Raw genomic sequence first — 20447 nt, 5'->3', positions numbered from 1 at the left:
TGTTTATGCTGCGAGCAGCAGAAATACGGTAGGTTTTTTATGCACATCCGGCAACGCTGATTTTTTCCAGTCGGCGATGGTTTTAGTTACAATTAATTCATCTTGTGCCGTGATATTGCATGCCACGCATAGCAGCGTGAGCGGTTGCAGGTTGGCAACCAGGTCTTCCAGCACATGCTGGTTGCGGTAAGGCGTTTCGATAAACAGCTGTGTGGCCTGTTGTTTTCTGGAGTCAAACTCAATGCCTTTGATGGTTTTGATGCGCTCATTTTTATCGCTGGGCAAATAGCCTAAAAACGTAAATCGCTGGCCATTGAGGCCGCTGGCCATCAAACTCAGTAACAAACTGCTCGGGCCGATTAAAGGCACCACACGTATGCCTTTGTGATGTGCAACTGCCGCTAGTGCGGCGCCAGGGTCAGCAATGCCTGGGCAGCCAGCTTCGCTCATTAATCCTACGTCAGTGCCTTGCTGTATGGGTTGCAATAATTTAGCCAGGTCTTTGCTCGGCGTATCTTTAGTGAGCACTGACAGGTTTAATTCGCGGATAGGTACCGGGTGGCCGCTGGCGGCTAGAAACTGGCGCGCAGTTTTTTCGTTTTCGACAATAAAGTGGCGCAGGCTGTGCATGCGTTGCACGACTTCTGGCGGGAGCACTTGTTGCGGGGTGGTGCCTTCAGCGAGAGGGACGGGGATAAAGTATAAAGTGCCGGCAGCCATAATATGATCGATAGGTTTTTAAAAGCCGGATTATCCCATGCAGGGCATAAAAAAAGCATTCTTTTGCAAGAATGCTTTTTTTGAGACCGCTTGGATGTTGTGGCTTAGTACTTCATCTGCACACGATATTTAAGCGTTACATCACCTTCCGCAGGCACATTGACTTGCCAGCTGGCTTGGTGCGCGCTGGTTTTTTTATGTGGCTGTGATTCATTGAGGATTTTCCAGTCGCCATTGAGTGGCTCTTGTACCGTCACTGTCACCGCTTCTTTTTTGGCGTTATGCAGGGTGATGGCATAGGCGCTTTCATAGACTTGCGACTGATTTGGTTTGCTCAGGTTTTTAAAGTCAGTTTGTACGCGGTCGGCGGTGACATCAAATGCATTGCCGAGTTTAAGGCGCACAGTATCATTTTTCGGGGTATGGTCGATCTGGTCTTCACCAACAAATTGGGCGGTGCCATCGTTATCCTTTTTATACACGCGCATGGTGCCTTTGGGTAAAGGCAGGCCTAGCTTGCTGCTTTCCTTATTTTCAAACTCGACAAACACTTGTACCTTTTGCTTTTTCTCCATGTCACGGTACTGGCCCTGATAGTAGTAATCGGCACCTGTTAATACCAGCTCTTTACGTGCCGGGATATGTTGCGCGGAGAGCAGGGCCACTTGCTTGGTCTGGTTCTCGGCAATAGTGGTTGCACGCGGCAGGGTGTACAAATGGTATTCAAGCAAGCCTTGTTCTGATGGCATAGCGGCGTCAGCGACCATGGCTTCAGAGCGCATCATCATGGTTTTAGGGCGGATGGCTTCGCGTACGCGGTTCACATCCCCAGCTACCAGTTGTACTTTGGCGTTAGGATAAGCGGTGCCACTGGTGTTGGTGAGCGTGACCCAGCCGGAGAGATCAATCGCATCTTCTTTGCTGCTGAGTTCGGCCACGTAGTCGGCCTTCCATTGCAGGCCGCCGGTGAGGTAGCTTAATTCGAGGCTGGATTGCTCGCCCCCTTTGTATTGCACTTGTGTGGTCAGGGTAGGCCGGTCTTTGAGTTTGCCGGGTACACTGGGATACACGATGCGGCCAGGAATACCGGTTTCAATGCGGTTGCCAATCTTGAGCACCACACCATCCTGGGCTGACAGCACGGTCGCAGCTTCTTCAGTCTCAGCGCCGGTAGTGGGATTAGTGCGGATGATGGTGACTTGCTGGCCGACATATTTCTCCAGCAATTTTTGCGGCGTGAGCAAATCGAAGTCGAAGTTCTGCTCCAGCACTTGCAGGCTGGCGTTTGGTTGCAAGCTACGTAGCAAAGCGGTTTCGGGTTTGATCTGTGCACTCACGTCGCGGAATGACAGTGCAGACAAACCATTGCTTAGGTTAAGTTTGCGGCTGTCTTTGACAAGAGCCAGGTCTTCATTGTAGATGGTGACTGCGACACTGGTCTGGTCGGATTGCGGGCTGACGGTGTTAGATTCTGCTTGAGCGATAGTTGTACTGCACAGGGAAACACTGCCTAAAGAAAACAGCAGTAAGGAGCTGAGTCGCATGGTGATCCTCTCGTTGTTATTAAGCGCGTACGCTTGAGACTCACATAACGCAACAGCCGTTCAAAAAGTTAACACACGGCTTTATTTTGCGTTAAGTACGTGATGCAGATAATACATCTACTCCGGCTTGTTGCAGCATATTGACCAGTGCAATGACTGGCAGGCCAATCAGGGCATTGGGGTCGTCGCCGCGCATATAGTCTAGCAGCGCGATGCCCATGCCCTCAGATTTGGCGCTGCCTGCGCAATCGTAGGGTTGCTCCAGGCGTAAGTAGGTTTCAATTTGCAGGGGCGTTAATGCTTTGAATTTCACAAAGTAGGGCACGATAGTCGCTTGCATGTGCTGGCTGTGACTATCGTACAAGCACAGGGCGCTATGAAAAATGACTTCTTTGCCGCTGAGCATGGTGAGCTGTTTGACCGCATTTTCGTGGTTGCCAGGTTTGCCTATTTGCAAACCATCGACAGTGGCCACTTGGTCGCAGCCGATAATCAACGCACCAGGCTGGCTCTCGGCCACTTTACGTGCCTTGCCCTCGGCCAGGCGCAACGAGGTGTGCTCAGGGCTCTCGCTATCGAGTGGGGTTTCATCTATCTCGGGTGAAATACACGAAAATGGCAAATGTAGCTTTTGCAGTACTTCGCGGCGATAACGAGAGGAAGAGGCAAGAATGAGCGGTTTGGTCATGATCACACTGGGCTAAAAGCAAAAATCCCTGAATTGCTTCAGGGATTTCTGTCTGTCCGGATTATTCAGGTTGAATTTCAATCAGTGTTTCGTCCGGGGTGACGCTGTCACCTTTGGCAACGTGAATCGCTACCACCGTGCCGGTTTTGCTGGCCTGGATTTCATTTTCCATTTTCATGGCTTCGATCACCAATACGCCATCACCAGCATTGACTTTGTCACCAACGTTGACTTTCACTGTGACAATAGTGCCTGGCATGGCGGTAGTGACGCAGCCTGGGTGGCTGGGGCGTGGACGGCCACTGGCAGCCACGGATACGGCTTTTTTCTTGCCGCCGTTAGAACCACCGCCGCTGACTTCCATCTCGCTCAGCGTTTCTACAAACACTTCTTCGGAGATGCCATCAACCTTGACGTAGTAAGGCTTGCGCTCTTCACCGGCGTGGCCACTACCTGTCAATTTGATATGGTAGGTTTCACCGTGCAGCGTGATGTTAAATTCGTTAGGCGCGTAGCGTGCCGCCGCCGTTTGCTGGGTCACGGCTTCTTTACTTAACAATGGTTCTGGTTGCAGTGAGCCCGCATTGCGTTCCTGCAAGAAGGTCTGGCCAATATCCGGGAACATGGCGTAAGTCAGTACGTCTTGTTCGTTATTGGCAAAACGCTCGGCTTCAGATTGCAGTCTGACCATTTCTGGCTGCAATAAGTCTGCCGGACGGCAGGTGATAACTTCTGCATCACCTACAGCCTGTTTGCGCACGTCAGCATTCACAGCAGCAGGTGCCTTACCATATTGGCCCAACAGGTAGTTTTTCACTTCGTTAGTGATGGACTTATAGCGGCCGCCAGTCAATACGTTCAATACAGCTTGAGTACCGACGATTTGTGAGGTCGGTGTGACCAATGGAGGGTAGCCCAGATCCTGGCGTACACGAGGAATTTCAGCCAGCACTTCATCCATACGGTTGAGTGCACCTTGTTCTTTTAACTGGTTAGACAGATTGGAAATCATGCCGCCCGGCACCTGGTTAACCAGGACGCGGGTATCTACGCCAGTGAATTCGCTTTCGAACTGCCAGTATTTCTTGCGTACTTCTTTAAAGTAAGCGGTGATTTCCTGCAGTTTGCCCAAATCGAGGCCGGTGTCGTACTCCGTGCCTTTCAGAGCAGCCACCAGGCTCTCAGTGGTCGGGTGGCTTGCACCTTCAGAGAAGGATGAGTTACAGGTATCAATAATATCCACGCCGTTTTCAACGCTCTTCAGCATCACCATGCTGGCTAAACCAGAGGTGGCGTGGCTATGCATATGAACTGGTACGCTGACGGCGGCTTTCAGTGCCTTGACCAAGTCGCCCGCCAGGGTTGGCGTCAGCAAACCTGCCATGTCCTTGACGCCAATACTGTCGCAACCCAAGCCTTCGAGCTCTTTAGCCATGTTGACGAAGTAATTGATGTCATGCACCGGGCTGGTGGTGAAGGACAGGGTGCCAATCGCATGTTTTTTAACGTTCTTAACGGCTTCGATCGCTGTTTTCAGGTTGCGGATGTCATTCATCGCATCAAAAATACGGAATACATCGACACCGGTGTCAGCAGCCTGTTTGACGAAAGCATGCACGACATCGTCAGAGTAATGACGATAGCCTAGCAAGTTCTGGCCACGCAACAGCATGTTGATCGGCGTGTTTGGCAATGCCTTACGCAGGCTGCGCAGGCGCTCCCATGGGTCTTCTTTCAAAAAGCGCACGCAGGCGTCAAAGGTGGCACCGCCCCAGGCTTCGAGGGACCAGAAACCAATCTCATCCAGTTTGCTGGCAATCGGCAGCATATCTTCGGTACGCATGCGCGTTGCGATCAGGGATTGGTGTCCATCTCTTAAAACGAGTTCGGTGACATGTATTTTGCTCATAATCTTGTCGATCTAATTAATTTAATATCTGCGATACGGTTAATCAAATGCCTTCGTGGGCAGCAATCGCGGCAGCGATCGCTGCGGCCATCAACTCTTTTGGTAATCCAACATCATATTCTGTCAGCTCCGGATGTTGCTCCACAAAACTGGTGTTGAAATCGGCAGCCCGGAAATCCGGGTGCAGCATGATTTGCTGGTAGTAAGGAATCGTTGTTTTGACACCATAAACGACCATGTCATTCAGTGCGCGGCGACCACGCTCAATCACACCTTCCCAGTCCAATGCCCAAACGGTCAGCTTGGCACACATGGAGTCGTAGTAGGGCGGAATCACATAGCCGCTGTAAATAGCTGCATCCATACGCACGCCAGGACCGCCTGGGGCGTAGTAGCGCGTAATTTTACCAAAGCTGGGCAGAAAATCTTTTTGCGGGTCTTCAGCGTTGATACGGTATTCCATGGCAAAACCACGGAAGGCGATTTCGCTTTGTTTGTATTGCAGCGGCAATCCGGCAGCGACACGAATCTGTTGTTGTACGATATCCACGCCGGTAATGGTTTCGGTCACGGTATGTTCCACCTGCAAGCGGGTGTTCATTTCCATGAAATAAAAATTATTGTCAGAGTCGAGCAGGAACTCGACCGTACCAGCATTTTCATAACCGACTGCTTTGGCTGCTTTCACACCCAGGCCACCAATATAGTCACGTTGTGCTTGTGACAGTTGCGGCGATGGTGCAATCTCGATCAGCTTCTGGTTACGGCGCTGGATAGAACAGTCACGCTCAAACAAGTGGATGACATTGCCATGTGCATCGGCCAAAATCTGTACTTCAATATGGCGGGGATGGACAACGCATTTTTCCAGGAAGACTTCAGGTTTACCAAAGGCTTTGCTGGCCTCTGAAATGACGCGGTCATAGTTACTTAATAATTCTTTTTCGCTGTCGCAACGACGAATGCCACGGCCACCACCGCCATTGGTGGCTTTTAACATCACCGGATAGCCAATTTTATTAGCCAGTTGCACAGCGGCATCTAGAGATTCCAGGTTGCCATCGCTACCCGGCACGCAAGGAATGCCGGCATTGATCATGGCGTTACGTGCCTGAATCTTGTCACCCATCTGGCGAATCACGTCGGCTTCTGGGCCGATAAACTTGATGCCGCGGCGTGCGCAGACTTCAGCCAACTCTGGATTTTCAGACAGGAAGCCATAGCCAGGGTGCAAGGCATCACAGCCCGCAGCCACGGCAATATTGACGATGTTGTGTGCGTTCAAGTAGCCTGCCACTGGATCGGAACCAATGTTATAGGCCTCGTCCGCTTTTTTGACGTGCAAGGCATGACGATCGGCGTCCGCGTAAATCGCAACCGATTTAATGCCCATTTCTGAACAGGCGCGCACAATACGTACCGCAATTTCACCGCGATTCGCGACTAAAATTTTCTTAAACACACATTACCCTTAAAGCAAGAAAAAAGGACAGAGTCTTTTAGTAACTCAATCGTTTATTTAGTTAGCAACTGCTTGTATTTAAAGCGCTTTGAGTTGGTTTGGTTGTGGTTTTGCATGAACGAGGCCGCCTGAGCGGATGGCCGATTATGCAAACCGGCACCATGAGCGCGCCCATGAAAAGAGCGCCGCGTGATGCGACGTCATTATAACAACAAACCGAGGTCTTAAAAAGTGGAACGTCATTTTGGTGGCTGTCTGGCATGTGTCTGGTCGTCAAAATTAGCCGAGTTTGCTATAGTGTCATGCTTATTGATATTGAGAGTTTTGTTCGGTTATGACGCGATTTCAGGAGCTGGCCCGGCAGCAAAAAAGCAGTGAAGGTGAGCTGGTGTTGTCAGCCTTGCCGCGCTTGCAAGAAGCTTTGCAGGCATTGGGTGTGAATGATGCGGCTGCATTGAGTGCGTTGCGGGTGCGTTATCAATTGCAAGGTTTACCGCCACGTTTTTTTGGTGAGACTGCTTTGCCTATGTTGTTTTTGGAGGTGCAAGCCGAGTTGCCGTTAGTGTGTCAGCGTTGTTTTGCGCCGTTGCCGCAAGTGCTGGATTTGCAATTTGAGTTTGCGTTGTGTGATGAGCCGCCTGAGGCGCTGCTTGAAGATGAGCAGGTGGATTGGTTGGAAGAGGGTGACGAAACGACTGTTGAGTCATTGGTTGAGGATGAGTTGTTGATGGCCTTGCCAATTGCGGTGATGCATGAAGAAGCGTGCGTCAGTTTGCAGCAATCTGCCGGTGAAAAACCTAATCCGTTTGCGGCGCTCAAGCAGTTGAAGCTGGATAAATGATTGTTGATAGTTCTATCGACCGCGCCTAAAAGTGTAAAAAAGCAAATGAAAAGCGATATTTGCAGGATTTATTTGCAGTTGTCTCTGGAATATTTTATAATTGCGGATTAGGTAGCATTTTAAGTTTATTTATAACTGCCCTTTAACTTCAATCTCTGAGGTGTGGCGGTTTGATTTTGGAGTATATAAATGGCAGTTCAGCAAAACAAAAAGACACCGTCCAAGCGTGGCATGCACCGTTCCCACGACTTTTTGACAAACCCACCTTTGGCGATTGAGCCAACGACTGGTGAAGTACATTTGCGTCATCACGTAAGCCCAAACGGTTTCTACCGTGGCCGTAAAGTGATGCCAGCTAAAGGCGAATAATCGCTGCATTAAAGCGTCAAGCTTTAAAACACGCCGCGCAGTAAAATGCGCGGCGTTTGTGTATCTGGCGTAAGCCTCTACTTTTCTGGTGCAAGCTGAGCTATTTGATAGTAATGCGGTGTCAAAAAGTAAATTTGGGAAATAACATGACAACTGGTCAACACGCGCATTCACAGGAAGTAGTGATTGCCATTGATGCCATGGGAGGAGATCACGGTCCACATGTGACTGTGCCTGCGGCAGTGCGTATTTTGAACGAAAATCCTAATCTCAATATCATTCTGGTGGGCCTGCAAGATGCTGTAGAAGCTGAATTAAAAGCTTTGCATGTGTCACCTGGCCCGCGTTTGCGCGTGCATCACGCCAGTGAAGTGGTGCTCATGGATGAATCACCGCAAAGCGCGATGAAGAATAAAAAAGATTCTTCCATGCGCGTGGCAATCAATATGGTGAAAACCGGCGAGGCGCAAGCTTGCGTGAGCGCTGGTAACACGGGTGCCTTGATGGCGACTGCACGTTTTGTGCTCAAAACCTTACCTGGCATCGACAGGCCGGCCATTGCGTCTACCTTGCCTTCTGAGAAGGGCAGCACGTTTATGCTCGACCTCGGTGCCAATGCTGACTGTACTCCCGAGCATCTCTACCAGTTTGCGATTATGGGGGCGATGGTGGTGAGTTGTATCAGCAATAAGCCTAATCCTACCGTTGGCTTGCTCAATATTGGTTCCGAAGATATCAAGGGAAATGAAGTGGCCAAGCAGGCGGCCGAATTGCTGCGTGGCAGTCATTTGAATTTTTACGGCAACGTGGAAGGCGATGACATTTTCAAAGGCACGACGGATGTGGTGGTCTGTGATGGTTTCGTCGGTAATGTGGCATTAAAAACCACTGAGGGCCTGGCGCACATGATGGGCAAGTTCCTGACGCAGGAATTCAAGCGTAACTGGTTGACCAAGTTGATGGCACTGGGGGCTTTCCCGGTATTGAAGGCATTTAAAAGACGGTTGGATCCGCGTCGGTACAATGGTGCCAGCTTTTTGGGCTTGCGCGGTATTGTCGTAAAAAGTCATGGCGGGGCGGACAGTGTCGGCTTTTACCATGCGATTCACGTGGCGATGGAAGAAGCGCAGAGCGGTATTTTAAAGCGTATTCAGGCGCAGCTTGAAATCGAACACCTGACGACTTCCGAGCAGTCTTGAACTGCATTCAGCTAGGTAATTTGACCCAATTAAGGCATAATCGTACGGATGATTAACGCACGCATCGCAGGCACTGGCAGCTATCTGCCAGCCAATATTTTAACCAACGCCGACCTGGAAAAGATGGTTGATACCACTGATGAGTGGATCTTTGCCAGAACGGGTATCAAGCAGCGTCACCGGGTCACCGATGAGCGCACCAGTGACCTGGCCACGCATGCCGCACGTAATGCCATTGAAGCCGCAGGCATTCAGGCGCAGGACATTGACCTGATCATTGTGGCAACCACCACGCCGGACAAGATTTTCCCCAGTGTTGCTACCATGGTGCAGCGCAAGCTAGGCATCAGCGGCTGTCCTGCCTTTGATGTGCAAGCGGTTTGTAGCGGTTTTGTCTATGCACTGACCACTGCCCATCAATTTATCAAATCTGGTCAATATGGCAACGTGCTGGTCATTGGCGCAGATACCTTTACCCGTATCACCGACTACACAGACCGCAGCAACTGTATTTTGTGGGGAGATGGCGCCGGGGCGGTGATCTTGCAAGCCAGCGAGCAGCCTGGCGTACTTTCCACCCATATTCATGCCGATGGCAATTACGAAACCTATCTGCATGTGCCTCGCAATGAGGAAGGCCCTGACACCGTGGTGATGGAGGGTAATGCCGTGTTTAAAATGGCGGTGAATACGTTGGACCAGATTGTGGATGAGACGCTGGAAGCGAATCATATGCAGAAGTCTGATATTGACTGGCTGGTGCCGCATCAGGCCAATATCCGCATTCTGCAAGCCACCGCCAAAAAACTGGATCTGCCGATGGAAAAAGTGGTGATTACGGTGGATAGACACGGTAATACTTCTGCAGCATCCATCCCGTTAGCGCTAGACACTGCGGTGCGCGATGGCCGTATCCAGCGCGGGCAGATTTTGCTGATGGAAGCCTTTGGTGGCGGGTTTACCTGGGGTTCAGCGCTGGTTAAATATTAATCAGCTTATTGATTACCTGCAGGCCATGCATATCATGGCCTGTATTTTGTTTTAGTCTTTACGCGAAAAAATTATGTCTAAATTTGCTTTCTTCTTTCCAGGCCAGGGCTCTCAGTCTGTTGGCATGATGCAAGGCTTAGAAGCCCATGCCATCGTTAAACAAACTTTTGATGAGGCTTCTACCGTATTGGGCGTCGATTTCTGGAAAATGGCGACAGAAGCCAATGACGAAATTAATCTGACCGAAAATACACAGCCTATCATGTTGACAGCTGGTGTCGCCACTTGGCGCGTCTACCAGGCGTTGGGCGGCAAGTTGCCAACCGCCATGGCGGGCCACAGCCTGGGCGAATATACCGCGCTGGTCGCGGCTGGTGCTATTTCATTCGCGGATGCGTTGCCACTGGTCAAGTTTCGTGCGCAGGTCATGCAGCAAGCCGTGCCAGAAGGTCAGGGCGCCATGGCGGCTATTTTGGGGCTGGATGATGACACGGTGCGTGCTGTGTGTACCGAAGCCTCGCAAGGTCAGGTGGTGCAGGCAGTGAACTTTAACTCGCCAGGCCAGGTGGTGATTGCCGGTGACAAGGCTGCCGTAGAGCGTGGCATGGAGTTGGCCAAAGCGAAAGGTGCCAAACGTGCCTTGCCGTTGTCTGTGAGCGTGCCGTCGCACTGCGACTTGATGAAGCCTGCAGCGGACAAGCTGCGTGAGTATCTGCAAAACGTGGCTGTGCAAGCGCCGGTGGTGCCGGTACTGCACAATGCCGACGTGGCTGCGTATAGCGATGCTGCCCAAATCAAAGACGCGCTGGTGCGCCAATTACATAGTCCGGTCCGCTGGGTAGAGACCGTGCAACAATTGGCCTCGCAAGAGGTGTTGAGTGCTGCTGAATGCGGCCCGGGCAAAGTGCTGGCTGGCTTGGCCAAGCGTATTGTGGCTGACATGACGTGTGTCGCGCTGGTCAATGATGAATCTGTGCAAGCATTTGTTGCGCAATAAGGAGTGGATATGTTGAATCAACAAGTAGCATTGGTGACTGGCGCAAGCCGTGGCATTGGCGCAGCGATTGCGCAGACCTTGGGTAAGCAGGGCGCAACAGTCATTGGTACGGCGACCTCGGCCAGTGGTGCGGAGGCGATTACCGCGCACCTGAAAGCTGCTGGTGTGAATGGCGTGGGCCTGGCGCTGGATGTGACCCAACCAGAGCAAATCGAAGCGGTTTTAAAGCAGATTTCTGAACAGTACGGTGAAGTTTCCATTCTGGTGAACAATGCAGGCATTACTAAAGATACCTTGTTAATGCGCATGAAGGATGAAGATTGGGATGCGGTGTTGAACACCAATCTCAAGTCGGTTTTCCGCATGAGCCAGGCTGTGCTGCGCCCAATGATGAAGGCGCGTCAAGGCCGCATTATCAATATTTCCAGCGTGGTTGGCCATATGGGCAACGCAGGCCAGACCAATTATGCGGCGGCTAAAGCGGGCATGACCGGTTTTACCAAGTCCATGGCGCAAGAGGTTGGTAGCCGGGGCATTACGGTGAACTGTGTGGCGCCTGGCTTTATCGAAACAGACATGACTGCCGAACTGCCAGAAGAAATCAAAGCCAAAATGCTGGAGCGCATTGCGGTAGGGCGTTTGGGCCAAGTGGATGAAATTGCGGCCACGGTGGCTTTCCTGGCATCGCCAGCAGCGGCTTACATTACTGGCGAAACCATTCATGTCAATGGCGGCATGTACTGCGCTTAATACATAGTTTCTTTGGTATTCTGGGCAAGTTTTGCTAGAATACCGGTTTACTGAACACGACACTTATCAACAAAGGGGTATTTTAGATGTCCGACATCGAACAACGCGTAAAGAAAATCGTTTGTGAACAATTAGGTGCAAACGAAGCTGACGTTAAAAACACATCATCTTTCGTAGATGATCTGGGTGCAGATTCTCTGGACACCGTAGAATTGGTGATGGCTTTGGAAGAAGAATTCGATTGCGAAATTCCTGACGACGAAGCAGAAAAAATCACAACCGTGCAGCAAGCGATTGACTACGTCAACGCAAACCTCAAGTAATTCATTGACTTCATTCTTCAATCAGCCCTCGCAAGAGGGCTGATTTTCTATTATGACGAAACGCAGAGTAGTAGTAACTGGCTTGGGCGTGGTGTCTCCAGTAGGGATTGGTACCCAAACCGCTTGGGACAATCTGGTTGCTGGTCAATCAGGCATTACCCGCATCACCAAATTTGATCCCACACCATTCGCTTCGCAAATTGCGGGCGAGGTCAAAGGCTTTAACGCTGAAGATTTTATTCCAGCCAAAGATGCCCGCCGTATGGATACGTTTATCCAGTATGGCCTCGCAGCTGGTCTGGAAGCTTTCCGAGACTCCGGCCTGGAAGTGACTGATGCTAATGCTGAGCGCATCGGCGTGACCATCGGTTCCGGCATTGGTGGTTTGGGCCTGATCGAGTCCACAAACGACAGTTATGATGAAGGTGGCCCGCGCAAGATCTCGCCATTCTTTATTCCTGGCACCATTATCAATATGATTTCAGGCAACCTGTCGATCATGCTGGGCTTAAAAGGCCCGAATATCGCCGTGGTCACGGCCTGTACCACAGGCACACACAGCATTGGCGAAGCGGCACGTATGATTGAATACGGCGATGCTGATGTCATGGTGGCTGGTGGTGCTGAAGCAGCAATCACCGAGCTCAGTGTGGGTGGCTTTGCCTCTGCGAGAGCCTTGTCTAACCGCAATGACGATCCGGCAACGGCCAGCCGTCCCTGGGATAAAGACCGTGATGGCTTTGTCATCGGCGAAGGTGCAGGCGTGATGGTGCTCGAAGAATATGAGCACGCCAAAGCACGTGGTGCGAAAATCTACGCTGAAGTGGCTGGCTACGGTTTAAGCGCCGATGCCTATCACATGACCGCGCCAAATATGGATGGTCCACGTCGCTCGATGGTAAACGCTTTGAAAAATGCAGGCGTTAATCCTGACCAGGTGCAGTTTATGAACGCGCACGGCACGTCAACACCGTTGGGTGACACCAACGAAACCAACGCGATTAAAGCGACGTTTGGTGATCATGCTTATAAACTGGTGGTGAACTCCACCAAGTCTATGACGGGTCACTTATTGGGCGGCGCCGGTGGTTTGGAGTCTGTATTTACGGTGTTATCTATCTACAACCAGATTTCACCGCCGACGATTAACTTGTTTAATCAGGATCCTGAATGCGATCTGGATTATTGTGCCAATACCGCACGTGATTTGCAGATTGAATATGCCCTGAAAAACAACTTCGGCTTTGGTGGTACTAACGGCAGCCTGTTGTTCAAGCGCGTTTAAGTCTCAATGATGCCAAATAAAAAAGCCAGCATTTGCTGGCTTTTTTATTGTGTACTAATGGCTTATTTCAATACGGCCAGCGCAGCAGCGTAGTTCGGCTCATCAGCAATTTCGCCTACCAGTTCGCTATACAATACTTTGTTGTTTTCATCCAGTACAACCACTGCACGTGCTGTTAAGCCAGCCAGGCTGCTGTCAGTGATGAATACACCGTAGTCAGTAGCAAACTTGGCAGTATCACGGAAAGTAGATAGGGTGACGACGTTTTCCAGGCCTTCTGCGCCGCAGAAACGGCTTTGTGCAAACGGCAGGTCCGCAGACACACACAATACAACAGTGTTGTTTACGCTGCTGGCTTCTTTGTTGAATGTGCGTACAGAAGTCGCGCAAGTCGGTGTGTCAATGCTAGGGAAAATGTTGAGGACTTTACGCTTGCCAGCATAAGCATCCAGACCAACCAGGTTGCGCTTGGCATCTGCCAGTTGAAAAGCCGGGGCAGCATCGCCTGCAGCCAAAAATTTACCGCCAACGGCGACCGGGTTACCTTTAAGCGTTACGCTTGCCATAATTGTCTCCAAAACATTGATGAATGAGTGTTAAACGAGCACTTTAACTTGTCAGCCGATGTCAATCAACCACATAAAAAGTAAGGGAATCACTTTTGCAGGACAGCCAGGGCGGCAGCGTAGTCAGGTTCGCTGGTTAACTCTTTGACCAGTTCCACATGTAGCACGCGGTCTTGTTCATCAGCAACAATGAGTGCGCGCGCTGGCAATCCTGCCAGTTTGCTGGTCATCATCAGTACGCCATAGTTTTTAAGCATGTCGCGGCCACGCATGGTTGAGAGGTGAATGGCGGTAGACAGGTTTTCTGCGGCGCAGAAACGCGTCATGGTGAAAGGCAGATCAGGGGAGATATGCAGCATGACCGTGTTGGGTAAGTTTGCCGCCAGGCTGTCCAGCTTACGGACGCTGTTGGCGCTGGTCGATGTGTCTATGCCAGGAAAAAAATGCAGGATTTTACGCTGACCGCTAAACGCCTCCAATGACACGTCTTCCAGGGCATGGTTAACCAGTTGAAAGAAGGGGAGTGTTTGCCCCAGACTCGGTAAATCGTCTTCAACCAGTATCGGGTCGTCCATTAAAGCAGTGGCATTCGGCATATCTGTTATCTATTCACTAAAACGTCAGACATCATAGAGCATAACGCCGATAGGTTAAGTTTTTTATCATATGTTAACCAGTATGGCTGGCGTGGATGGATCCGGGTTTTTAACGCTGTCAACCAGATTATTTGCACGCGTTATAGGTACAAAAAAGCAGGTTGGCGGTTAAAATAAAGCCATGGAAGCGTCTGAAATTCCCACCATTCAACCAGCATTTATTCATCTGCGCTGTCACAGTGAGTATTCCATTGTGGACGGCACAGTGCGTATTGACGACTATGTCAAAGCCGCCAAAAACGATGCAATGCCTGCCATCGCGCTCACCGACCTTGCCAATCTGTTTGGGGCGGTCAAATTCTATAAGGCTGCCCGTGGTAAGGGCCTGAAACCGCTGCTGGGTTGCGATGTCTGGATCGAAAATACGGTACAGCGTGATCAACCGCATCGCTTGCTGTTACTGGTGCAGAACCAGCAAGGCTATCGGCATCTGTGTGAGTTGTTATCCAGTGCTTATCTCGAAAACCAGTACCGTGAACGGGCAGAGATAAAAGCCGAGTGGCTGCTGGAAAAGAATGCCGGATTGTTAGTGCTTTCAGGTTTCGCAGCAGGTGATGTTGGCCAGGCTTTGCAGGCTGGCAATCAGGCGCTCGCCTTGCAATATGCGCAGCAATGGGCGCAGGTATTTGCTGGCCGCTATTATCTCGAAGTGCAACGTGTGCATGAAGCTGGCACGCCTGAAGCTTATGCGCAGGAACAGCTGATACAGCAAACCGTATTAGTCGCGCAGCAGCTTGATTTACCCGTGGTCGCTACGCATCCGGTGCAGTTCCAGACGCCAGACGATTTTATGGCGCATGAGGCCCGCACCTGCATTGCAGAAGGCTACGTGCTGGCGGATAACCGCCGTCCCCGCAAGTTTGTCGCCACACAATATGTGAAAACGCAGGCGGAGATGCAGGCCCTGTTTGCCGATATGCCGCTGGCCTTACAGAACTCGGTAGAGATCGCTAAACGCTGCAACCTGACGCTGACCTTAGGCAAAAACTACCTGCCCGACTTCCCAACGCCAAACGGTGAAAGCCTGGACCAATACCTTGTTGACCAGTCGAAACTTGGCTTGGAACATCGCCTGGCCTATTTATATCCAGACGAGCAACAGCGCGAAGCCAAACGTCAGGAATATGAAGATCGTTTGCAGTTCGAGTGCAACATCATTGTGCAAATGGGGTTCCCGGGCTACTTCCTGATCGTGGCGGACTTTATTAACTGGGCCAAAAATAACGGCGTGCCGGTCGGCCCGGGCCGGGGGTCTGGTGCGGGCTCGTTGGTGGCTTACAGCCTTGGGATTACCGACCTGGATCCGCTCAAATATAACTTGCTGTTTGAGCGGTTCCTCAACCCTGAGCGGGTTTCCATGCCCGACTTCGATATTGACTTCTGTATGGATGGGCGAGATCGCGTCATCGATTACGTCAAGCATAAATATGGCTTGGCATCGGTGTCACAGATCGCCACCTTCGGTACCATGGCCGCGAAGGCGGTGATCCGTGACGTCGGCCGTGTGCTGGATTTACCGTTTAACTTCGTGGATGGCATTGCCAAGCTCATCCCCATGGAGTTAGGCATCACCTTGGAAGGCGCGCTGGAAAAAGAGCCGCAACTCCAGGAGCGCCGTGAAAAAGAAGAAGAGGTCGCAGAATTACTTTCTTTAGCGCTACGTCTGGAAGGCTTGGTACGTAACATTGGTATGCACGCTGGTGGTGTATTGATTGCCCCAGGCAAGATTTCTGACTTTTCGCCAGTGTATTGCCAGCCTAATGGTGAAAGCCTGGTCAGCCAGTACGATAAAGACGACGTGGAAGCCGTGGGCTTGGTCAAGTTCGACTTCTTGGGCCTACGTACACTGACCATCCTCAATATGGCGCTGGAAAATGCCAATGCCCAGCGCGCGCAGGAAGAATTGCCGCCGCTGAGTTTTGAAACCATTCCGCTGGATGATAAACGTAGTTACCACCTGCTGAAAACAGCTAATACCACGGCAGTGTTCCAGCTGGAATCGCGCGGCATGAAGGACATGCTCAAGCAGGCCAAGCCGGACTTGTTTGAAGATATTATTGCCCTGGTGGCTTTGTATCGCCCGGGCCCGATGGACCTGATTCCTGACTTCTGCCGTCGTAAACACGGTACGCAGCGCGTGGAATATCCGCATGCCTCCACCGAGTCTATCCTGAAAGAAACCTACGGGATTGCTGTGTATCAGGAGCAGGTGATGCAGATCGCGCAGGTGGTAGCCGGATATAGCCTGGGCGGCGCTGACTTGTTGCGGCGTGCGATGGGTAAGAAGAAGCCTGAGGAAATGGTGCAGCAGCGCGAAATTTTCAACGAAGGCGCGCAGAAAAATGGCTTAACGTTGCAGCAGTCTAACGATTTGTTTGACTTGCTGGAGAAGTTTGCGGGTTATGGCTTTAACAAGTCACACGCGGCAGCGTATGCCCTAGTGGCCTATCACACGGCTTACCTGAAGGCGCATTATCCAGCGGCGTTCCTGGCGGCAACCATGTCCGCCGACATGAACAACACCGATAACGTGCATACGTTTTTCGATGATTGCGGCGCCAATCATGTCGAGGTATTGCCGCCGGATGTGAATGCCAGTATCTACCAGTTTAAGCCGCTAAGTGCGCAGCAGGTGCTATATGGGCTGGGGGCGATTAAAGGCACGGGGCTGGCCGCGATTGAGCTGATCATGGCGTCGCGCCAGGCGCAAGGGCCGTTTAAGGATATCTTTGATTTTTGCCAGCGTCTGGACTTGCGCAAGGTGAACCGCCGCGTGATTGAATCACTGATCCGTGCCGGGGCGTTTGATAAGCTCGAGCAAAACCGCGCGGCCTTGCTGGCCGGGCTGGATATGGCGATTAGTGTCGCCGAGCAGAGTGCCGCGCACGCCGGGCAGGACTGCCTGTTTGGCGGCGTGGTTGAAACCACCCATGCCTTGCCTGGTATTGCGCCGTGGAGCCCGGAACAAGCATTGGTCGAGGAGAAAGTGGCACTTGGTTTTTACCTGAGTGGCCACCCGTATTTGAGCTATAAGCCGCAGTTGGGACCGTTTATTAAAGGTAATCTCAGCGAACTGGCGCCACAAGAGCAGCCTAAATTGCTGGCGGGTGTGGTGATGGGCGTACGTGTGCGCATGACCCAGCGTGGCAAGATGGCGATTGTGACACTGGATGACGCCGTCGGGCGCGTGGATGTTGTGGTCGGCGCTGAATTGCTGACACAGCATGCGCAGTGGATTAAAGACGACCAATTGCTGGTCGTGGAAGGCCGTATCAGTAATGACGAGTTCTCAGGTGGCATTCGTGTCAGTGCCAGAAAGCTCTATGACCTGGCGGCGGTGCGCAACCGCTTTGCGCAAATGCTCACGCTGAGTTGCAATGGCAGTTCTGATGTGCAACGGTTGATGAATGTGCTGACGCCTTACCGTTATGCGGGCGAGGAGCAAAAGCGTTGCCCGATCAAGGTGGACTATCATAATCAATCGGCTCAAGTGAGCCTGATGTTGGGCGATGACTGGCAAGTCGTCCTGCATGACGACCTGTTGCAGAATTTGCAGGGCTGGTTGTCAAAAGAAAACGTCAAAATCCTTTATAATGCCTGAACTTTTTTTCTAAGAATTCACACTGGAATTCATTATGAGTGCAAAACGTCTCACGCCTAGTAAACTGACTTATCTCGATTTCGAGCAGCCGATTGCGGCTCTCGAAAAGCGTATTGAAGCTTTGCAAGTTTCACACGATGAACATGACTCGCTGGATATTTCCAAAGAGCTGGACTTGCTGCAAAAGAAAAATACTAAGCTGCTGCAAGATACTTATCAAAACCTGAGTGCCTGGCAAATTTCCCAGGTGGCGCGTCATCCGCAACGCCCTTACACCATTGATTACATCAATGCCTTGTTTACCGACTTCCAAGAGTTGCACGGTGACCGTGCATTTGCGGATGACCCGGCAATTGTCGGCGGTATCGCGCGTTTCAAAGGCATCCCAGTGATGGTCATGGGCCATCAAAAAGGCCGCGATATCAAAGAGCGTCAATACCGCAACTTTGGCATGCCGCGCCCTGAAGGTTACCGTAAAGCCTTGCGCTTATTCCGTCTGGCTGAAAAATTCCATCTGCCAATTATTACCTTTATCGATACGCCAGGGGCTTATCCTGGGATTGGTGCAGAAGAGCGTGGCCAATCGGAAGCGATTGCGCGTAACCTGTATGTGATGGCCGAGCTGAAAACCCCGATTATCGGTGTAGTGATCGGCGAGGGTGGTTCAGGCGGCGCGCTGGCATTGGGCGTGGTGGATCATTTGAACATGCTGCAATATTCGACTTACTCTGTTATTTCGCCTGAAGGTTGTGCTTCTATTTTGTGGAAGAGTGCGAGCAGGGCGCCTGATGCAGCAGAAACCTTGGGTATTACGGCAGACCGCCTCAAGTCACTGGGGCTGGTGGATAACATTATCAGCGAGCCATTGGGTGGCGCACACCGTAACTACGAAGAGGTGATGGAGCGTATTGGCCAGGCCATCGCCCAGCAACTTAAAACCTTGCAAGCCAAAAAAGTGCCGCAATTATTAGAATCACGCTATCAGCGCCTGATGAGCTACGGTAAGTTCAAAGCTGGCAGTGAAAAATAGTATGTCTTTTCTCTCCCAGTTAGAAAACGTCATCAAGACCTTTCTGGCTGGAGAGGGCGTGCCGCATGCTCAGCCACCACATCTGCTGGTCGCACTCAGCGGTGGCGTGGATTCTATTGTGCTGTTGCACACCTTGTCTCAGCTGTCCTCCTCGCACTCATTTACCTTGTCTGCCATGCACGTGCACCATGGCCTCAGCCCGCATGCTGACGCCTGGTTGCAAATGTGTGAACAGCTTTGCGGTGAGCACAACATCCCTTTTTATAGTGAAAAAGTGCATGTTGATTTGCAAAGCGGCCTGGGCGTTGAAGCCGCCGCACGCGATGCGCGTTACCAGGCATTAGAACGAGTGCGCCAGCAATTGGTCGCGGATGCCATCGTCACGGCACATCACATGCAGGATCAGGCCGAAACATTATTGCTGCAGCTAGTGCGTGGTGCAGGGGTAAAAGGCCTGAGTGCCATGGGTCATTGGGATGCGGAGCGTTACCTGCTCAGGCCATTATTGGCGGTGCCTAAGGCTGAGTTGCTGCAATATGCCACTACCCAGCAATTAAAGTGGGTAGAGGACGAGAGCAATACTGACATCAGTTATGACCGCAACTTCATGCGCCAGAAGGCCATGCCGGTGTTGCGCGAGCGTTATCCGCAACTGGATAGTGCTTTGCTACGTAGTGCCAGCCATCTTGCTGATGCCCAGCTTTTACTGGACACACTAGCGCAGCAGGACTTGATTCAATGCGATGTGCGGGAGGAGTGGTTAGGGCAGTCAATTGCTATCCCGCACCTGCACTCGCTGGGCGACGTGCGCGCAAAAAACCTGTTGCGCTTCTGGTTCCAGCAGCGTCAATTGCGCATGCCAAATACCGAACAATTACAGGATTACTGGAAACAGCTCTCCTCGGTGAAGCCGCACCGCTATCTGCATTTGCCATTGCAAGGGCAGGCGGCAGACCACCGCGCTTATCTGCATCATTATCAGCAGCGCCTTTACTGCGTTGCCAAACCAGCCGCATTGCCGCAAACGCCATTAGTCTGGCAAGGTCATCAAATGCAGACCTGGGGTGACTGGCAAGTGCAGTTCAAAGTCAGTAAGGGGCGTGGTATCGCCCTGGCCAGGCTAGGCATTTCGCCTGCGGCCATTACCCTGAACAAACGTTATGGTCAACCGATTCCGTTGCCTGATGGCTTGTCATTGTTGATTACGCCCAGGATGGGCGGTGAGGTATTGCAGCCCGATGCCAAACGTCCCAGACGTGAATTAAAAGTGATTTTTCAAATGCTGGGGATTCCACCCTGGCAGCGTGCTTTTTATCCTGTGGTTCAAGTCGCCACGACTCAACCTACCGCCTCACAAACGCTGGTGGCTTTAGCTGCGCTCGCAGTCGATGAAGCCTGGCGCCCTGGCCGCAATGCTTACGGTCTTGAAGTCTTCCTGCATCCCCTCTAATTTAAATTTGGTTGTAATAAACCAATATAAACCATAAAATTGGCTGTAATAAACCATATTTATGGTT

At 51.4% G+C, this 20447-nt stretch carries 18 protein-coding genes; 11 read left to right on the top strand and 7 right to left on the bottom strand.

Going from position 1 to position 20447, the window contains the following annotated elements; all coding sequences use genetic code 11:
- Positions 1–3: 3 nt before the first annotated feature.
- From ACIDE9_RS07350 to ACIDE9_RS07330, 5 genes are all read right to left on the bottom strand, one after another.
- On the bottom strand, positions 4–720 hold the full coding sequence (locus tag ACIDE9_RS07350; protein ID WP_411993854.1) for an SAM-dependent methyltransferase: 717 nt from the start codon (positions 718–720) through the stop codon (positions 4–6).
- Positions 721–824: 104 nt separating this feature from the next.
- Positions 825–2264 (bottom strand): DUF4139 domain-containing protein, encoded by a 1440-nt coding sequence (locus ACIDE9_RS07345; RefSeq protein WP_411993852.1) that lies wholly within the window; start codon positions 2262–2264, stop codon positions 825–827.
- A 91-nt stretch (positions 2265–2355) separates the two neighbouring features.
- Complete coding sequence (locus ACIDE9_RS07340; RefSeq protein WP_411993850.1) at positions 2356–2952, bottom strand: Maf family nucleotide pyrophosphatase; 597 nt, start codon at positions 2950–2952, stop codon at positions 2356–2358.
- A 61-nt stretch (positions 2953–3013) separates the two neighbouring features.
- Complete coding sequence (gene oadA / locus ACIDE9_RS07335) at positions 3014–4861, bottom strand: sodium-extruding oxaloacetate decarboxylase subunit alpha (protein ID WP_411993849.1); 1848 nt, start codon at positions 4859–4861, stop codon at positions 3014–3016.
- 43 nt (positions 4862–4904) lie between these two features.
- The gene (locus ACIDE9_RS07330; protein WP_194753510.1) at positions 4905–6323 is read right to left on the bottom strand and encodes an acetyl-CoA carboxylase biotin carboxylase subunit; all 1419 of its coding nucleotides are present in this window, start codon (positions 6321–6323) and stop codon (positions 4905–4907) included.
- A 334-nt stretch (positions 6324–6657) separates the two neighbouring features.
- Here ACIDE9_RS07330 and ACIDE9_RS07325 point away from each other — a divergent pair, with 334 nt between their 5' ends.
- The 8 genes from ACIDE9_RS07325 to fabF all read left to right on the top strand — a co-directional run bounded on the left by ACIDE9_RS07325 (position 6658) and on the right by fabF (position 13077).
- Positions 6658–7164, top strand: coding sequence for a YceD family protein (locus ACIDE9_RS07325; protein ID WP_194753511.1), 507 nt, complete (start codon positions 6658–6660; stop codon positions 7162–7164).
- A 189-nt stretch (positions 7165–7353) separates the two neighbouring features.
- Positions 7354–7533: a 50S ribosomal protein L32 gene (rpmF, locus tag ACIDE9_RS07320; RefSeq protein ID WP_018985326.1), complete on the top strand. Its 180-nt coding sequence runs from the start codon at positions 7354–7356 to the stop codon at positions 7531–7533.
- Positions 7534–7679: 146 nt separating this feature from the next.
- On the top strand, positions 7680–8732 hold the full coding sequence (plsX, locus tag ACIDE9_RS07315) for a phosphate acyltransferase PlsX (RefSeq protein ID WP_194741883.1): 1053 nt from the start codon (positions 7680–7682) through the stop codon (positions 8730–8732).
- Positions 8733–8780: 48 nt separating this feature from the next.
- On the top strand, positions 8781–9722 hold the full coding sequence (locus ACIDE9_RS07310) for a beta-ketoacyl-ACP synthase III (RefSeq protein WP_411993846.1): 942 nt from the start codon (positions 8781–8783) through the stop codon (positions 9720–9722).
- Positions 9723–9795: 73 nt separating this feature from the next.
- Positions 9796–10719 (top strand): ACP S-malonyltransferase, encoded by a 924-nt coding sequence (gene fabD, locus ACIDE9_RS07305; protein WP_411993844.1) that lies wholly within the window; start codon positions 9796–9798, stop codon positions 10717–10719.
- Between the two features lie 9 nt (positions 10720–10728).
- On the top strand, positions 10729–11469 hold the full coding sequence (gene fabG, locus ACIDE9_RS07300) for a 3-oxoacyl-ACP reductase FabG (RefSeq protein ID WP_194753513.1): 741 nt from the start codon (positions 10729–10731) through the stop codon (positions 11467–11469).
- An 86-nt stretch (positions 11470–11555) separates the two neighbouring features.
- Positions 11556–11792: an acyl carrier protein gene (gene acpP / locus ACIDE9_RS07295; RefSeq protein ID WP_019882196.1), complete on the top strand. Its 237-nt coding sequence runs from the start codon at positions 11556–11558 to the stop codon at positions 11790–11792.
- Between the two features lie 52 nt (positions 11793–11844).
- Positions 11845–13077 carry a beta-ketoacyl-ACP synthase II gene (gene fabF, locus ACIDE9_RS07290; protein ID WP_194741886.1) on the top strand — a complete coding sequence of 411 codons (1233 nt, stop codon included), beginning with the start codon at positions 11845–11847 and terminating at the stop codon, positions 13075–13077.
- Between the two features lie 62 nt (positions 13078–13139).
- On the opposite strand, the gene tpx (ACIDE9_RS07285) is transcribed toward fabF, so the two are convergent.
- Positions 13140–13643, bottom strand: coding sequence for a thiol peroxidase (tpx, locus tag ACIDE9_RS07285; RefSeq protein ID WP_411993841.1), 504 nt, complete (start codon positions 13641–13643; stop codon positions 13140–13142).
- An 89-nt stretch (positions 13644–13732) separates the two neighbouring features.
- Positions 13733–14239: a thiol peroxidase gene (gene tpx / locus ACIDE9_RS07280; RefSeq protein ID WP_411993839.1), complete on the bottom strand. Its 507-nt coding sequence runs from the start codon at positions 14237–14239 to the stop codon at positions 13733–13735.
- 181 nt (positions 14240–14420) lie between these two features.
- On the opposite strand from tpx (ACIDE9_RS07280), the gene dnaE reads away from it, so the two are divergent.
- From dnaE to tilS, 3 genes are read left to right on the top strand one after another with little or no spacing between them, the layout of a single operon-like run.
- Positions 14421–17900, top strand: coding sequence for a DNA polymerase III subunit alpha (gene dnaE / locus ACIDE9_RS07275; RefSeq protein WP_411993837.1), 3480 nt, complete (start codon positions 14421–14423; stop codon positions 17898–17900).
- A gap of 34 nt (positions 17901–17934) precedes the next feature.
- Positions 17935–18930 (top strand): acetyl-CoA carboxylase carboxyltransferase subunit alpha, encoded by a 996-nt coding sequence (locus ACIDE9_RS07270; RefSeq protein ID WP_411993835.1) that lies wholly within the window; start codon positions 17935–17937, stop codon positions 18928–18930.
- Between the two features lies 1 nt (position 18931).
- Positions 18932–20380 (top strand): tRNA lysidine(34) synthetase TilS, encoded by a 1449-nt coding sequence (gene tilS / locus ACIDE9_RS07265; protein ID WP_411993833.1) that lies wholly within the window; start codon positions 18932–18934, stop codon positions 20378–20380.
- Positions 20381–20447 lie beyond the last annotated feature (67 nt).

This window comes from Methylophilus sp. 'Pure River', from assembly GCF_046765995.1.
Lineage (GTDB): Bacteria > Pseudomonadota > Gammaproteobacteria > Burkholderiales > Methylophilaceae > Methylophilus.
This window is presented reverse-complemented; position numbering and strand designations above follow the sequence as displayed.

Excerpts from the sequence above, each read along its gene's own strand:
- tpx (WP_411993841.1), bottom strand. The coding sequence starts at position 13,643 with ATGGCAAGCGTAACGCTTAAAGGTAACCCGGTCGCCGTTGGCGGTAAA.
- tpx (WP_411993839.1), bottom strand. The coding sequence starts at position 14,239 with ATGCCGAATGCCACTGCTTTAATGGACGACCCGATACTGGTTGAAGAC.
- tilS (WP_411993833.1), top strand. The coding sequence starts at position 18,932 with ATGTCTTTTCTCTCCCAGTTAGAAAACGTCATCAAGACCTTTCTGGCT.
- ACIDE9_RS07350 (WP_411993854.1), bottom strand. The coding sequence starts at position 720 with ATGGCTGCCGGCACTTTATACTTTATCCCCGTCCCTCTCGCTGAAGGC.
- oadA (WP_411993849.1), bottom strand. The coding sequence starts at position 4,861 with ATGAGCAAAATACATGTCACCGAACTCGTTTTAAGAGATGGACACCAA.
- dnaE (WP_411993837.1), top strand. The coding sequence starts at position 14,421 with ATGGAAGCGTCTGAAATTCCCACCATTCAACCAGCATTTATTCATCTG.
- ACIDE9_RS07325 (WP_194753511.1), top strand. The coding sequence starts at position 6,658 with ATGACGCGATTTCAGGAGCTGGCCCGGCAGCAAAAAAGCAGTGAAGGT.
- ACIDE9_RS07270 (WP_411993835.1), top strand. The coding sequence starts at position 17,935 with ATGAGTGCAAAACGTCTCACGCCTAGTAAACTGACTTATCTCGATTTC.
- ACIDE9_RS07345 (WP_411993852.1), bottom strand. The coding sequence starts at position 2,264 with ATGCGACTCAGCTCCTTACTGCTGTTTTCTTTAGGCAGTGTTTCCCTG.
- fabF (WP_194741886.1), top strand. The coding sequence starts at position 11,845 with ATGACGAAACGCAGAGTAGTAGTAACTGGCTTGGGCGTGGTGTCTCCA.
- fabG (WP_194753513.1), top strand. The coding sequence starts at position 10,729 with ATGTTGAATCAACAAGTAGCATTGGTGACTGGCGCAAGCCGTGGCATT.
- ACIDE9_RS07310 (WP_411993846.1), top strand. The coding sequence starts at position 8,781 with ATGATTAACGCACGCATCGCAGGCACTGGCAGCTATCTGCCAGCCAAT.
- rpmF (WP_018985326.1), top strand. The coding sequence starts at position 7,354 with ATGGCAGTTCAGCAAAACAAAAAGACACCGTCCAAGCGTGGCATGCAC.
- fabD (WP_411993844.1), top strand. The coding sequence starts at position 9,796 with ATGTCTAAATTTGCTTTCTTCTTTCCAGGCCAGGGCTCTCAGTCTGTT.
- ACIDE9_RS07340 (WP_411993850.1), bottom strand. The coding sequence starts at position 2,952 with ATGACCAAACCGCTCATTCTTGCCTCTTCCTCTCGTTATCGCCGCGAA.
- plsX (WP_194741883.1), top strand. The coding sequence starts at position 7,680 with ATGACAACTGGTCAACACGCGCATTCACAGGAAGTAGTGATTGCCATT.
- acpP (WP_019882196.1), top strand. The coding sequence starts at position 11,556 with ATGTCCGACATCGAACAACGCGTAAAGAAAATCGTTTGTGAACAATTA.